We start from the raw sequence: 15,923 nt of genomic DNA on the forward strand, positions 1-15,923 counted from the left end.
AGTAACCGCATCCTCATTGGTCAAACCGTCTACAGTAAACTCGGTCCCTGCAAAGGTGTAGGTCTCTCCGTAGGTCTTGCTGTCGTCATTAGCCGTAATAGTCAATTCTTTGGGAAGAATATCCGCTTGAAATTCCGGCTGGGTGATCGAATAATTAGCAGCATCTGTCCCGGTTGGGAAGTAGGTACTACAGCCATCATCTACAACAGTAATATCAGTACCTACTCCACTTTGGATGAATATGAAAATCGGAGTTCCACTGATTTCCACCACATCGCCATCAATGATTCCTTGCAGTTGGGGAGTCCCGGAAACCGTTGCCGAGTTCGTACCGTCGTAGGTTTTATCTTCGGCAGTCAAACCAGTAACAGTGAGGGATTTTGGAGAAATAGTCGCACTCAATCCGGAAGGTAGAATTAAATTGTAATTCCCCGCATCTGATCCGCTTAACTCATAGCCTGAGGCTGTAATCGCTATTCCAATCCCAACATCTGCAGTCGCAAAGGTAAATACCCCTGTCCCTCCTAAGGTCACCTCATCTTCCGGCTCCAATCCATTTAGTGTAGCAGTCCCGCTAACTGTTGCATTGGTCGTACCATCGTAGGTTTTATTGTTTCCGGTCAAACCCGTAATGGTCAATGCTTTCGCTGTGATCTCTCCATTTGTTACTACTATGTTTTCTGGTACTGAATAGTTTGCTGCATCTGCACCACTAAGGGTATAGACCACTGTAATAGTTTTTCCAGTCCCAACCGAAGCATTATCATAAGTAGCCTCAGCCGTTACCGATACATCATCTCCCGAGCGAACTCCAGCCAACACGACATCTGTCACTGTTGCTGTAGTAGTTCCATCATAGGATTTGGATAGGGTCAGGCTTTGACTATCAATCGTCAACTGAATAATATCCTGATAGCGATACAGGGCATAAACACTCCCTGCGGACAAAGCCGGATCAAAGATGGTCGTGGTCTCGTCCACTTCTTTGCGGACATACGAAGATCCACCTACCCAAGCGGTAAGACCCGTGCTGGTAAGCTCAGAGCCGCTGAATAGCTTGGCAATCCCGCCAGGACCTGTAGAAACTGCCGGAGATCCTGAAACAATAATATCTCCCCCTGTTTCTGTACCAATGGCTTCACTCTTGCCCGCATTCAGAATAATGGCATCTGATGAACTGGAAGAAGTCTTCACATTTCCAGAAAGGGTCAAGTTTCCACTTTCTGTCGCGATTTCAATTTCTCCTGTAGCGGTGAGGTTATTGACAGTCAACTCATCCCCATCTAAGTAAGTCACCGAGCCTGTATTCGCTGTCAAGCTGTTGACGTTGTTTCCTGCATTGGAAAAATCATACACTACTCCGGAGCCCAACAACTCCAGATTGTTGGCAGTGATTACTCCGGCATAGTTGATAAATGTATTGGAATTAAACGTGATATCTCCAGTAAACACATTGGTACCATCAAAACCGATAGCACTTGTGTTATTACCTGTGGCTTGATTGATTCCGGCTACATTAGGGTTAGCTGAAATACCTTCTAAACTGATAGTACCAGTTTGGGATACGATTTGTTCCTCTCCACTTCCGAAAAGGAATATACCACCATACTGTCCATCAAAGTCTGTACTATTTAAACTACCTGTGATATCTATGGCACCTGAGACAGTTCGGATAATGACTTCACTATTAGGGTTTCCAAATGAATATAGTCCTACACCAGCACCGTGTGTATTTTCACTGAAATCGGTCTCCCCGTTGATCGTAATCAAACCGGAGGTACTTTCGATAATCGCTGAGGTGTTATCCACGATCGTTCCCATTAGGAGACCGTAATACCAGCTTCCGTCATTAATGGTACCTGTTGAAATCGCATTCAAGTCAATTGCACCGGCTCCGGATGACAGCGTACTTTGCTCCAGGTATACACCATTGTAACCAGCAGGTCCACCGCTTGCGCCATCGGCTATACCCGAAATAAAAAGGTTTCCATCGTCGGTGTTCACAGATGACTTATAGATCGTCATCCCATTTTTGAAAATACTTCCATTCACATTATGCGTAGCATCGGCATAGGAGCTTCCATCGCCCACGGTCAGGCCATTCCAAGGGGTAGTACTTTCTTCACCCCCTGCCATCCAAAGATGACCACCATTGGTTTGGATGGTAGATTCGTTGAGGAAGATGGATCCCGATTGATTCCCATCCGCATCCGACCAAAGAATGGTATTGAGCTTGTCTCCTGAAGCGATTAAGGAAGTTCCCGAATTGAATACAATGCTGCCGCTAGCCTTGAAAGTTAAGGTGCGTTCGGCACTTAATGCAGGACTGATGGCTGTAGCAACGATGATATTGCCGTCACAAGACTGGATAACCAAGTTGCCATTATTCTGAAGATAATCCTCGATTACAGAGGCTGGCACGGTGGCTTCGCCTGCTGTAGTCAAAACACTTCCATTGATCGAATAGGATGCTCCTGAAGCGGTCGAACCAATGGTAATCGTTCCCGTACAAGGGGGGCTGCTCGTCGTAAAGTTCTGTACTCCACCATAAGAAGTCCCTACACCATTGGTTGCATAGGCTTGGTAGTAATAAGTAGTAGCTGGACTCAGGTCTGAAATGCCTAAGTCAAAAATACCAGTTCCACTTCCAACCGTCTCCTGAATCACTCCTGATCCTCCAAGAATTGGCGTACTGTTAGTAGAGGAAAATACAAAGCCACGGGCTGTCACACTGACTCCTCCATCTGAAGTAATGTTTCCTTCAAAATTTGCTGTAAAAGCCGAAACCCCTGAAGCAGCAACTGTGCTTACTGAGGGCTGCTGATTGACAGTAATGTTAAAGGTCTGATTGGTCAACTCTCCTCCATTGGGGTCAGTAACCTTAAAAATAAAACTATCAACGCTCTGATTCGCAATAGTATTCTTATAACTGAGTCGTTCACCATCAATATCTTCTGCGGTGAAAGTGGCATTTTCAACCAATTCTACTTCTCCAGCATCAACAAGGAAATTTTGATTAGAATCTATAAACAAAACACCGTATGACACTGCTGAAGTAATAGTAAATGTAATATCAGAGGCCACAAATGTTTCGTCATAACCAATACTTAGGTTACCTGAACCGATAAATTGAATTGTTCCTTGATTTAAGCTCAATCCATTGTTTACATTAACTGTAGGTGGTATGGTGACTACTGGTGAAGAGACCTGAATATTATTGATTGTGTGGTTAGTATAGTTCTGTTCACCTTCATACCCGCCGCTACTGATATAAAAACGTACTTCGTCCACGTTCGAGAAAGCTGAGTTTAGTGTCACAGTTTGAGGCAGGTAACCGCTGTCATAACCATCAAACGTTGTAGTAGCTACCTCTACGCCATCACGGTATCCGACGATGGTGTTGGTAAAAGTCGAAGTTTCACCCCAGTTATAGTATTCAAATTGGATCAGTTTAAACTCACTGCTTTCAGGCGACTTTATAGACATCCCCTTGGAGCCAGTATTGGGATCTGTCAAGCCAGAGAAAGAGCCATCATTGCTAGTCAGGAATGTGTTGTTTCTCCAGTCCAAATCAGAATGTAAAGAACCGTTGGTGTCTGAAATATTGAAAACATCAATATTAATATCACTAATTTGTACTGAGCCACCCTCTCCATCTGATGCAATATCATCACCCGTAAGGTCAACAGCGCTCATAGTAAATGTTAAAATCGGACTAGAGCTTAACAATACACCTGCGCTTTCAGTAGTAAAACTCTCCACTCCCCCATAACTCGTTCCTGCACTATTGGTTGCATAGGCTTGGTAATAATAGGTAGTGGATGCACTTAAACCTGAAATAGCAAAATCAAAAACACCAGTTCCGCTTCCATCTGCCTCTTGGATTACTCCTGATCCTCCAATGGTCGGAGAATTGTTAGTACTGGAATACACAAATCCTCGCTCGGAAACAGAAGCTCCACCGTCATCGGTTACATTACCGCCAAACGTGGCTCCTGTGGCGGTGATTGATGAAGCGGCTGAGGTGGTTACGGTTGGGTCGGTGGAGGGAGCTTCAGAAATTTCTATCCCAAACAAAAAGTCGTTATCTTGATATTTTATAGTTCCCTCAAAAGCATCACCATCAGCGTAAATAGAATTTCGAGTAACTCTTGTTGATATGCTACCAGTGGTTACTACAAAGGTATATTTCTGCCCACTGGTAAGGCTTATGCCCGCAGAAGACATATCCAATGTACTTCTGTCATTTATAGAAAGGGCAGCAGTAACCGATAAACCTGATACAGTACCCAAATTTGTTCCTGAATTTCCTTCTCCTGAATACACTGTAACGGTAATTCCACTTGAATTTGCCGTTGATAAAATCTTAATACTACTTAAAGCTCCTGTTTCACATGCCGTAAAACTTTGACTGAATGGACTTGAGAAAATAAAAGTGTCTGAGGTACTACTAAAATTAGCATCAGTAATTGCTCCTCCATCATTTGAATCAAAGCTACATCCGCTTCCTCCTGCAGTCGCACTCGTCGTAAAACTCTCCACTCCCCCATAGCTCGTCCCTGCACTATTGGTGGCATAGGCCTGATAATAATAAGTAGTAGATGCACTTAAACCTGAAATAGCAAAATCAAAAATACCAGTTCCACTTCCATCTTCCTCTTGGATTACTCCTGATCCTCCAAGAGTTGGCGTACTGTTAGTGGGGGAATAGACAAAGCCACGGGCGGTTACTGATGCTCCTCCGTCAGAGGTAACATTACCATTGAGAGTAGCTCCGGTGGCGGTGATGGAAGATGCTGCCGAAGTGGTTACGGTTGGTTCAGTTGCACTACTTACTGCATTATCAATTACAAACGTATCAAACGAATGAAACAAGCCCTCCGCATTACTGTGGGGGATTCCAGAATCTCCGAAGGCAGGATTATTGTCCTTGTCCATCGTAATACGAACTTCATCTATACTCTCAAAAACAGGATTTGTTAATGTAACTGTAGAATGATAGGGTTCAACATCAGATACAATGACAACACTTTCGGATCCCTGCAAAACCCCATTCTTGTACCCAGATATTTTCAGATAATTCCCCCATGAATTCCATTCAGCATCATGCGCTTTAAAGCTGGTAAACTTGAAATCCGAACCATCAGTGGTTTTAACCACTAAGGCTTCAGGAGCATACCATTGTTGGCCAGAATCACTTGTATAACCTGCTGTGATATATCCTCCATCTTCAAATTCCGTTGTATAGGGATGCCAGCATCCCCCAGAACCGGTTTCAAACCATAAACTTCCATTCGTAGAAGTTGAACCATCAAAATTAGCTGCGTAGATATTGAAGGTTTTTCCAATCGCAGAAAAACTATGATTATCACTAATAATCTGACAACCACTAAATCCCTGATCATCAAAAGTTATTACACTGCCAGAAGGAATATCGTCGTATTTTGTGAGGTAGCGCTCTATACCATCGCCTTTTCCCAATTCTTCTTTCACAGAAGCAGTGGCTGCTTTTACATCTTCTCTATCAAAAAATGAATTAGAAGGATCAGTGGGCAGCACCCAAGAAAAACTGAGGTTCAAGAACGCTGTAAAGAGCAAAGTCAAAAGAGTAATCCTACTCTTTATTCCAGAAATTTTCCTAAACTTTTCCGTGTAAAATTGTTGCATACGATGCTGGGTTAATTCGTCTTTGGGGATAAACTTGTGCGAAAAATACTCGAAATCCACTCCTTCACATACAATTCCCTGTTTCATATACCGACTTTGAAACAAAGACTTAGTAAACAGCAAAATCAACTGAATAAACTGCAAAAAAGATTAGTCAAATAATAGATAAGATTTGTTGAAAAAATCATTTTTCACTGTTTCAAAACAGGAATTGAAACCCACCAATCCGCATTAGGGATAAATAAATAGTGGTTTCCACCTTAACGATGACTCAAGAATCACAAGATTTAAGACCAAGTTTTCACCAGGAAATCAACTTCCGTTTTCCTGAAAAGCCTTCCAATAATCGCTTGGACTCTTTTCGTACTTTTTCTTAAAGGCATTAAAAAATGTAGTCCGGCTACTAAACCCACAATGATCCCCAAGTGCCTCCAGCGTAAAATCATCCAAGTAGCCCTCCTCTATCTTTTTCCTGGCAAGACAGACCCGGTAATCATTGACCATGGTCTTAAAATCGGAGTCAAAATAATGACGAAAATAAAGGGGAAGCTCCCGCACAGAGATTCCAACTTTCTTGGCAAAGTCTGCCACCAACAGTCCTTTTTCCCGAAATATTTCCCTTTCCTCAAAAAGGGAAATAATCCGATCACGGACCCTCTCATCCAGCATTTCCTGAAAGGTTTCAGGATCTAGCTCATTTTCAATTATGGGAGTTGAATATTCAGCCAAAACTGATTTCGAAATGGGTTCTCTTTGGACCTGCCCTCCTATTTTATCCTCCTCTTTCTCAAACACCCACTCGGGATTGGAATGGATATACAAGCTCAAAACCCCGGCACAGGCAATGATCAAATAACTGGCATAGACTTGGATTTCACCTCCATCTCCCCCACTGGCATATCCTACAAAAAATGAAACACGGAAAATAAAATAACCCAAGTTAATCCCACCAATCAATACCATGGCAAGCATCAACCAGTTTCTTACCCATGATTTCTTCAAGAAATCCGTCTTCATCGAACCGGAACGAGTCAAAATCAGACAACTCCAAATAAAATAACCCAACATTAAGGAAAGCCTGACCCCGTTGACCAGATTGGGATGAATGAATCCATTGGCAACCACATCCAGTTGGTATGGTTTACTCAAGATTTGCTGGGCAAGTTCTAATTTGACTGCTTCAGGTTGCAGGAAAAATGGCATCAAATCCAGAATATGCAACAAGGCAGGGAGAAAGTGAACCCAATCCCATTTTTGGAAGCCGGTCCACCCGTTGACATTGTTGCGAACAAAGAAGTAAAAAAAGGGCGCCGCCAAAAATCCAATTGGACTGCCTGTTCGCATCAAATGGGGGTAATCTAGGATAAATCCCATTTCATACCAAAGGATAAAAACCAAAAAATACAAACTGTAGCAGAATAGGGAACAACCTAAAAAGTAATTTCGAATTCGTCCTACACTTCCTTTGATTGCCAGTACCAAGGAATTGACAATGGCAAAAGAGAGGATAAACAATTTGAAAATCAGTGCTCCTGACATGTGAAAATAAAAATGGTTTTTTTGGGTTGCTTTTAGACTAATTCAACTGGATTAATTCCGAACCGAAAGTAATTTCTTTCCTTAAGAAATACAATTTTAAGAGTTCAAAACACCTTTATTTAGCTATTTTACCTTTTCGATCTGGAAGAGTCCAGCTTGTTTTAGGCTTGGGAATAGGGCTTTTTGGGAATAGAGAAGTAGAATTTAGCCCCTTCTTCCGGAGTGGATTTTAGCCAGATTTTCCCACCGAGATTTGAAATTGCTTTCTTTACGATGGCCAGTCCCATCCCTGTTCCGGTATATTCATTTTTGCCATGAAGACGCTGGAAAATGATAAATATACGCTCCTGATCCTCTTGCCTGATCCCGATCCCATTATCCTTTACCCTTACTTCCACCTGTCCTTTTTTCTCCTTAACCCTAATTTCAATTTGAGGTTTTTTATCTGCTGAAACGTACTTGACTGCATTCAAGACCAAATTATGCAGAACCTGAATGAGCAAGCTTCTATTGGTATAAAGCCGAGCATCTCCTATAACCGCAATTTTAGCCTCTCTTTCCCGGATTAGCTGTTTATTGAGTAAAAGAACCTCATGGATGATTTCTGAAAAGGCGAGCTCTTCCTTCAAATATTCTTGCCTGCCCACTCTCGAATATTCCAATAAATCCAGAATTATCCGCTTCATCCGACTCGCCCCATCTATGGCAAATTTGATGTAGGTCTTGGATTTCTCATCAAGCTGATCGCCGAGTCTTCGCTCCAACAATCTCATAAAACTCGCAATCATCCGTAAGGGTTCCTGCAAATCATGGGAAGCAGTGTAGGCAAACTGCTCCAATTCCTCGTTGGATTCGGATAGTTTTTTGACCGTCACCTGCAATCTTCTATTGATTTCTTTGAGCGTTTGCTCATACTCCTTCTGCTTAGAAATATCCGTCATCGCACCAATCAATCTGACAATATCTCCTCTTTCATCCCGAATAATTAGGGCCCGATTGGTTACAAACCGATACGTTTGATTTTTAGTCTTAAACCGGTATTCGGTTGCCCATTTAGAATTTTCAGGATTGCTGATCACGCCTCTGAATGAACGAATTACCCTCGGATAGTCTTTGGGGTGAATGTTTCGTATCAAGTGCGGAAATTTCATATCAACCAAACATTCCTCCAATCCAAAACTTTCCTTGAACCCTTCACCTAGAAAGAGTAAATCCTGCTTGAGATCCCAGTCCCAAATCGCATCTTTAGTCGCTTCGGCTACCTTTTGAAAGCGGAGATGGGAGGCCTGAAGGTCCCGCTTATTTTTCACTTGATCACTGATATCCAAAAAAAGCCCCGTGAGCTGGACGGGCTTTCCGTCCTCGCTGTAGACGACCACCCGATCATTAATCCAGAGATAGTCTCCAGATTTAGTCATAAACCGATAGTCAAACTGATGATCTTCGAGATTTTGGACGGCCTTTTTACAGGCTGTAATGACCCGCTCTCGATCCTCCGGATGAATATGATCTACCCAAAAAGTAGGTGATGCCTTCCATTCCTCGGCACTGTAGCCCATGATCCGCTCGAGTTGAGGACTGAGATAGGTAAATTCTAAATTTTTGGCATTTGCCACCCAAAAGACACCATCGATATTTTCGACCAACTTCCTGTTAAATTCCTTTTCGTTTTGGAGATGTCCGAGAATGGCTTGATTTTCCAAGTTACTTCTTCTTAGCTCCAGCAGCTGCACCACCTGATGGGACAGGATTTCCAAGGCTCTGACTTTATCCTCAGAAAGCTCACGAATCTCCATGTCCAAAACACAAAGCGAACCTAATGCAATGCCATCTTGGGTAACGAGGGGAAAGCCCGCATAAAACACGATGCCCGGATTACTCTTGACATAGGGGTTGTCCTGAAACCTGGCATCAAGCCGCGCATCCGACACGATCATAGGCTGATCCGGACGCTCCAAAGCATAGATGCAAAAAGCATGGTCAATAGGGGTCTCATTTATATCCATCCCATAGTGGGACTTAAAAAATTGACGCTCATCATCTAGTATTGTCACTAGGGAAATCGGAGTGCCACAGATCGTAGCAGCCAATTCTGTAATTTGATCAAAGGCCTTTTCACTACTTGAATCGACTAGTTGATAGCATTCTAAATATTCCTTTGACGGAATCAGTTTCTTTAAATGATTATCCAACATTATCCTTGGGGAAATTCCCTCTTTTACCCAAATGAACAAGACTAGTTTTAGTCCCCTTCAGTTTAGACAGCAAAATCTGAGCAAAAGAGTTGTTTATGAAAGGTTATTTTTCATAAACAATCGATTGATATTTGTGTACAAGCACAAAAATAGAAATACCTAGTTTTTTAAAAAATATTTGAGATACTTTAATCTTTTATTCCCTTTACTGATTATCCTCAATTATACCAGTAGCCATATTTTTTTTTACTTAAGCGGCTGGATGCTTCGACTTTGCTCAGCACAGGAGGCCGATGACCGATGACCGAAGTTTGCTTAATTTGAACTTCAACCCTCATTTTGGTCTGTGCACAATTCTTAAGGGTAAGAAAGCAGATTTATATATTCCCTTTTGGTCCAATGTGAAAATATTATTCACGAATAAAATTTTTAGTCTGCAAGCTTCGAAAGCTGCAACCAAAACTCTTCAATTTTCAAAATCGCCTTTAAAAAATCTTCCATCTCTATCGGCTTTGTCACATAGCTATTGGCATGATGCTCATAAGCCTGATTGATATCTTTTTGATGGGAAGAAGTCGTCAGCATGATCACGGGTATTTTTTTTAGCGATTCATCGGATTTGATCGTGCGAAGGACTTCATGACCGTTATAGACTGGAATATTGATATCCAAAAGAATGAGATCGGGACGTGCTGCGGCAGAAAATTCCCCTCGCTGAAAGAGAAAGTCCAAAGCTTCAGCTCCATTTTTGGCCACACTGATTTGGGTTTTGATTTTGCTCTCTTCAAAGGCCTCCTGGGTCAAGATCACATCTCCCTCATTGTCCTCCACCAATAAAATGTGTACTGGTTCCATAGTATTTCTATTCATTTTTATCCTTTAATTTAAAACTTCTAGGTACAGTAAAGTAAAAAGTACTTCCCTGACCTTTTTGGGATTCTACAAAGATTTTCCCACCCCAGGATTCCACGTGTTTCTTTGCAATCGAAAGCCCGATCCCAGTTCCCCCATATTCATCCCGATCATGAAGTCGCTGGAATATTACGAAGATCTTCTCAAAAAACTTGGGATCTATTCCAATCCCATTGTCACGCACTGCAATAGTCCATGTATTTATCGATTCACTCACCTCCAAATGCACGATCGGCTTTCGATCCGGAACAGAGTATTTGATTGCATTATCCAATAAGCAGTGTAAGGTCTGAATCAAGGGTGCTTTGAACGCAGTAATCACCGGGAGATTTTCGGCATTCAGATCTACTTCTTTTTCTTGAATCACCTTCCTTCTCAAAATTCGATATTCCTCAAAGATCTCTCTCAGATTCAAAGGTTCCATGGCCTCCTCTTCACGCCCGGCTCTGGAATAATCCAACAAATCCAGGATGATTCGCTTCATCCGCTTGGCACCATCGGTAGCAAAGTGAATGTATTGATGGGCTTTCTCATCCAATTGATCCCCATACTTTCGCTGAAGCAGATTGAGAAAGCTCGAAATCATCCGCAAGGGTTCCTGCAAATCATGGGAGGCGATAAAGGCAAATTGCTCCAGCTGCTCATTGGTGACCTGAAGTTCTTTGATATGCTGCTTCAAAATAAGATTGAGTTCATGGAGTTCTTTCTCATGCTTGATTTGATCGCTGATATCCGTGATGGCTCCCACCATTCGAATAGGCTTTCCTTCCTCATTTCGAATGATCACTCCTTTATCAATCACAGTTTTGATTTCACCTGAAGAATGGATAATCCGGTAGAGTTGTTGCCAAAAATCAATACTTGGATCTTCCAGACAAGCGTGAAGACTTTCCTTGATTTGAGGAAGGTCATCGGGATAAAAGGTGTCCGTCCAAAACAACTCTTCTGACAAATCCCGGCTTACTTTATAGCCAAAAAGCTTCTCAAATCCCTCTCCTCTATAAAATTTATTGCCTTCGATATCCCAGTCCCAAATCGCATCCGTGGTGGCTTGGGTGACTTTTTCAAATCGCTCATTAGCTTGACGGATACGGATATCGGTTTCTTTTCGAAGGGTAATATCTTTGAAATACACAGATAAGCCATCCAAACTGGGGTATGCCGCTACCTCAAACCATTTTTTAAGAGCCGGGTAATATTCTTCAAAAGAAACCATCTCTTGGGCGTCCATTGCACGATGATATTCTCGGTAAAAATCCGAATCAATCGCATCAGCATATTCATCCCAGAGGTTTCTGCCAAGGATAACTTCTCGCTTTCGGCCTAGAACCAACTCAGCCTCTCGATTCCAATAGGTCACATTCCAATCCTGATCTACAGCAAAAAAAGCATCACCGATACTCTCCAGAATTCGGGTCTTTTCCTCATAGGCAGCCTGAAGCGCTTCGGCATTCTTTTTCCGCTCATCGATGTTCTTAAAATAGGAAGAAACCCCACCGTTGGAAGGATAGGCATTTAATTCATACCAAGAGTCATTACCTGGATACAAGTATTCAAATGTTTTTGAGATTCCTGTTTCTGCTACTCTACGATAAGTTTCCTCTAGGATGGTCCCTTTTGCAGGGGCAATTTCCTCCCAGATATTTTTACCCAATAATTCCTCACTCTTTCTACCTAGCAGTCTTTCCGCTTCTTTATTGAAAAAAGTAAAATTCCAGTCTTGATTTACCGCGTAAAAAGCATCTGATATACTACCTAGAATCTCGCTGATTTGAGTTTCCAAGGATTTGGAGGAATGAATATCTTGAAAACTTCCAAATATCCTGCCGCATTTACCTTGAAGAAATTCGCCTTTTCCAATACAGCGAATCCAACGTTTCTCCCCATCAGTCCTGATCAGCAAAAGTTCTTCGTCAAATTCAATACCTCTATTGATCAGATTTTCAATGGCACTCTTAATTTTTTTCTCACTTTCCTCAACATAAAACTCAAAACCACCAGTCAACGAGGGATTATAGCTTTCATTTACCCCCAGAATTTTTCTAGTCATAGGAGACCAGTACATAGCGTCCTCGCTTTGATTTATCAAATCCAATTCCCAACTCCCAATTCGGGCCATTGAGGTGGCCTGGTGAAGTAGATCCTCGGTCCGTTTCTCTTCAGTGACATCTAATATTAGCGAATTAAAAACTACTGTCCCATCGGCCAAAAATTCGGGAGCCCCATGTCCAATATGGGTCCTGATTTCTCCGGAGGGAAGGGGATACTTCCATTTTGCCGTCCAACGAGTTTTATTTTGAATAGACTCAGCGATGCTACCTTGAACCAAGTCCAGATCTCCTCCAGCTTCTATCCGATTCCAAACCAAGCGATTGTCAGCCATGGCTACCTCTGGTTCAAATCCCCAAATTATTTTTGAGCCTTTACTGACGTAATTGAGTTCATCATTTCCATCCGGATGAATCACATACTGAAAAACCACTCCCGGCACATTGTCCGAAAGGTTTTTAAGTCTAGACTCGATTTCTTTTCGATCAGTAATATTTTCACAAATTGCAACAGTCCTGATTGGTACTCCACGATCATCTTTTATAAATGCTAGGTGAATTTTAACCCAAACAATGGACCCGTCTTTTCGGATGTAGCGTTTTTCATTTCGATATTCTACTTCTCCTTTTACAGCCTTTTGAAACAGTTGCCAGTCTCTATCCCGATCCTCTGGGTGTGTTAGTTCGGAAAATTTCATTTGCTGGAGCTCCTCAAAAGTATATCCAGTAATGGCTTCATAGTATGAGTTTGCCAAGAGAATTTTGCCATCTGAAGGCGAAACCTGAACAATCCCAAGGGAGGCGATCTCGAAAATCGTTCTGAATTTAGCCTCACTTTCCTGAACCGCTTGTTCAGCTATTTTTTGTTTGTGAATATCCTGAAAACTCCCAAAAAACCGGATGCATTTTCCCATCGCCATTTCAGCTTGACCGATGACCCGTACCCATCGCTCATTTCCTTTGGCAGTAATGATCGGAGCCTCAAAATCAAAGGGTTTTCCCTCCGTCATGGTCAAGCCTATATTCTTAGACACCATCTCTACATAATCACTCCTATAAAAACGAACTCCTTCGTCCAAGTTGGGAATGTAGTTTTGTGCATCTGTCTCGTGAATTTCATGGACCATTTCCGACCAATACAGGCGATTGTTTACCAAATCTGCTTCCCAATTGCCTATTCGTGCAAGTTTTGTCGCATCCGCGGCCAAATCTCTAAACTTCCGTTCTTGGGTGATATCCTTTGCAGAGGCAAAAATCAACCCTTCCTCTACGCGGGAGTTGCCATGCCAGCTAAGCCAAACGGCTTCTCCACTTTTGGAGATAAATCGATTTTCAAACTGAAAAATAGTCTGGCCTTCTTTTAATTTTACTATTTCGGTTTGGGTCATTTCCAAATCTGCAGGGTGTACAAATTCTTCAAAATTCATCCCTAAAATCTCTGACTCAGAATAGCCCAATAAGGCACATCCTGACTGGTTGATTCGTAAAAAATTACCCTCAAAATCCGCAAGGCAAATTAAATCTGGCAAGGCCTCAAACAAGTGGGAAAGATCCGATTCTAGTCGCTTACGATGGATTTCCGAACCGATAAAGTTTTCCAGCCGGGTCAAAATGGACCGATATCGTTTTAAGGTACTTTTATCCTCGGCTGTTCCCAACACCATCACTCCCACTACTTTCTGTTGATGCTTTAGAGGGATACCAAAAAGCGATTTCATCCCGGACATTTGAGCAGCTTCTCTTCTCAAAAAATAGGCTCCCGAATCCTGCTCATCCCAGTTAACTGCACGCTGGGTTTCCCATACCTTTCCGGGCAATCCTTCTCCGATTTTCGCTACTCGTAAGCATTTTGACAACTTCCGAAAGGTTTTCGCTATTTCATCTTGCGCATGAATAGAGGACAGCCTAAAAGCAGAATTTTTTAAATTGGGAAGCCATATCTCACAAAAATTAAAGGACCCAAATTCTGTCATCAGTTCCACGATTTCATCTAAGGATTCCTTCATGTTATTGGAGGAGTTGAAGGCCTCGCTGATTTCTGCTAATAATTGTTTTTGAATCTCCTCATTTTTCTGATCGGTCACATCCCGCTCAATAGCGATCCAATGAGTAAACCAGCCCTTCTCATCAGCCACGGGAGATACAGAAAAATTGCACCAAAACTCTTCTCCGTTCTTTTTATAATTGACTGTGGTGATTTCACAGGGCTCCCATTTTCGGAGAGCTCGTCCTAGTCTCGCCAATTCCTTTCGGTCCGATTTGGGACCTTGCAGGATTCGGGGAGTCTTTCCGATCAGCTCGGATGCAGAATAACCCGTCATGCGTTCAAAAGCATGATTGGCGTAAATGATTCTCGGGCCCGGTTCATCCAAAGGTTCTGCTTCGGTGATCAGCACCCCGTCATTGGCGTGAATAATCACACTTTCCAAAAGTTTGAGGGCTGCTCTTCATTTTTCTCCGCTGTGATATCCTGCACGGTTCCTTCGAATGAAACCGGATTTCCAAATTCATCCCTATTTAGAATTCCGATTTCGCGAACCCATTTTATTTTTCCGTTTGGCAAAATGATGCGATGCGGAAAATCAAGATCTTTTGTACCGTCGAGAGCCGCTTTTTGCTCTCGATCAAACAATTCACGATCACCGGGATGCATGGTGCTATAAAAACTTTCGAAGCTGACCTCAAATTCCTCCTTTTTCCGCTCCCATATTTCATAGATTTTATCCGACCAATGAAGGATATCATTCACTAAATCTTGTTTCCAATAACCCAGATTTGCAATCTCAGAGGCTATTTTAAGCTGGCGCTCTGACTCCTCTAGCTTTAAGTACTGCTCCTCCTTTTCGGTCACATCTTGACAAGTCACCAAAAGACAGTCACGCTCTAAAAAGCGCACTTTAAAGCCATTGATTTCCATCCGCAGAATTTGGCCGTTTTTCTTTTGGTGAGTAAAAATTCCAAAATAAATATTTCCCTCCCGTCCCTCGATATTCTTATGAGCATCAATCAATGCCGGAATTTCACTTTCCGGCCGGAGGTCCCTGAGGTTGAGCGAAAGAAATTCTTCCCGAGAATAGCCATAAAGCTTGATCGCTGCCTGATTGACATCCAATATTTCAAAACTACGAAGGTCGTACACCCATTTTGGTAAGGGGCTAAAATTAAACAAGGTGCCGTAGTCTTGAGACTTTACCATTTTTTTTCAATTAATAGAAAGATTTAAGCGACCAATCTTCCCAAGAGTCAAATCCCCACAAAACACAATCTGCCAGGTACAAAGGTACCCAGGACAAAATTGTAAATTCACTTGAATAAATCAATTAATTTTGTAAAAGTGAAATATTTTGAATCGGAATTTCGAAAAAGTAGGTTTTTCTAAGGCTTGATTTTAAATAAATCCAAACTTGATCTATTCTATATAGATTTAAAAGAATTACATTTAAAGAAATAATTGACTTTAAAGTGTTTTAGGATAAACAAGTACCTTATGGAATAATTGGGTTTGAACGTAAGCTTCTGGACAAAGAAAAACCCCTGAAAGCTTTCAGTTCCTAACAGATTT

General features: G+C 42.1%; 6 protein-coding genes. All 6 read right to left on the reverse strand.

The window, feature by feature from the left end:
* Positions 1 to 5,754, reverse strand: a 5,754-nt coding sequence (locus Q0L00_RS14395; RefSeq protein WP_297337586.1) for a YDG domain-containing protein, incomplete at its 3' end; no start/stop codon positions are given.
* 225 nt (positions 5,755 to 5,979) lie between these two features.
* Entirely contained in the window at positions 5,980 to 7,206 is a 1,227-nt protein-coding gene (locus tag Q0L00_RS14400; RefSeq protein WP_297337587.1) for an AraC family transcriptional regulator, read from the reverse strand.
* Between the two features lie 161 nt (positions 7,207 to 7,367).
* Complete coding sequence (locus tag Q0L00_RS14405) at positions 7,368 to 9,401, reverse strand: PAS domain-containing protein (protein ID WP_297337588.1); 2,034 nt, start codon at positions 9,399 to 9,401, stop codon at positions 7,368 to 7,370.
* 429 nt (positions 9,402 to 9,830) lie between these two features.
* Positions 9,831 to 10,271: a response regulator gene (locus Q0L00_RS14410; protein ID WP_363318553.1), complete on the reverse strand. Its 441-nt coding sequence runs from the start codon at positions 10,269 to 10,271 to the stop codon at positions 9,831 to 9,833.
* Positions 10,264 to 14,781, reverse strand: coding sequence for a PAS domain S-box protein (locus Q0L00_RS14415; protein WP_297337590.1), 4,518 nt, complete (start codon positions 14,779 to 14,781; stop codon positions 10,264 to 10,266). The genes Q0L00_RS14410 and Q0L00_RS14415 overlap by 8 nt, the downstream gene beginning before the upstream one ends.
* Positions 14,778 to 15,557: a PAS domain-containing protein gene (locus Q0L00_RS14420; RefSeq protein WP_297337591.1), complete on the reverse strand. Its 780-nt coding sequence runs from the start codon at positions 15,555 to 15,557 to the stop codon at positions 14,778 to 14,780. Before Q0L00_RS14420 ends, Q0L00_RS14415 begins: the two co-directional genes overlap by 4 nt.
* Positions 15,558 to 15,923: the final 366 nt, after the last annotated feature.

The sequence above is a fragment of the Algoriphagus sp. genome, from assembly GCF_024305035.1.
Classification (GTDB): domain Bacteria; phylum Bacteroidota; class Bacteroidia; order Cytophagales; family Cyclobacteriaceae; genus Algoriphagus.

Bases quoted from the DNA above. Each gene is read 5' to 3' on its own strand.
- Q0L00_RS14400 (WP_297337587.1), bottom strand. From the start codon at position 7,206: ATGTCAGGAGCACTGATTTTCAAATTGTTTATCCTCTCTTTTGCCATT.
- Q0L00_RS14405 (WP_297337588.1), bottom strand. From the start codon at position 9,401: ATGTTGGATAATCATTTAAAGAAACTGATTCCGTCAAAGGAATATTTA.
- Q0L00_RS14410 (WP_363318553.1), bottom strand. From the start codon at position 10,271: ATGAATAGAAATACTATGGAACCAGTACACATTTTATTGGTGGAGGAC.
- Q0L00_RS14420 (WP_297337591.1), bottom strand. From the start codon at position 15,557: ATGGTAAAGTCTCAAGACTACGGCACCTTGTTTAATTTTAGCCCCTTA.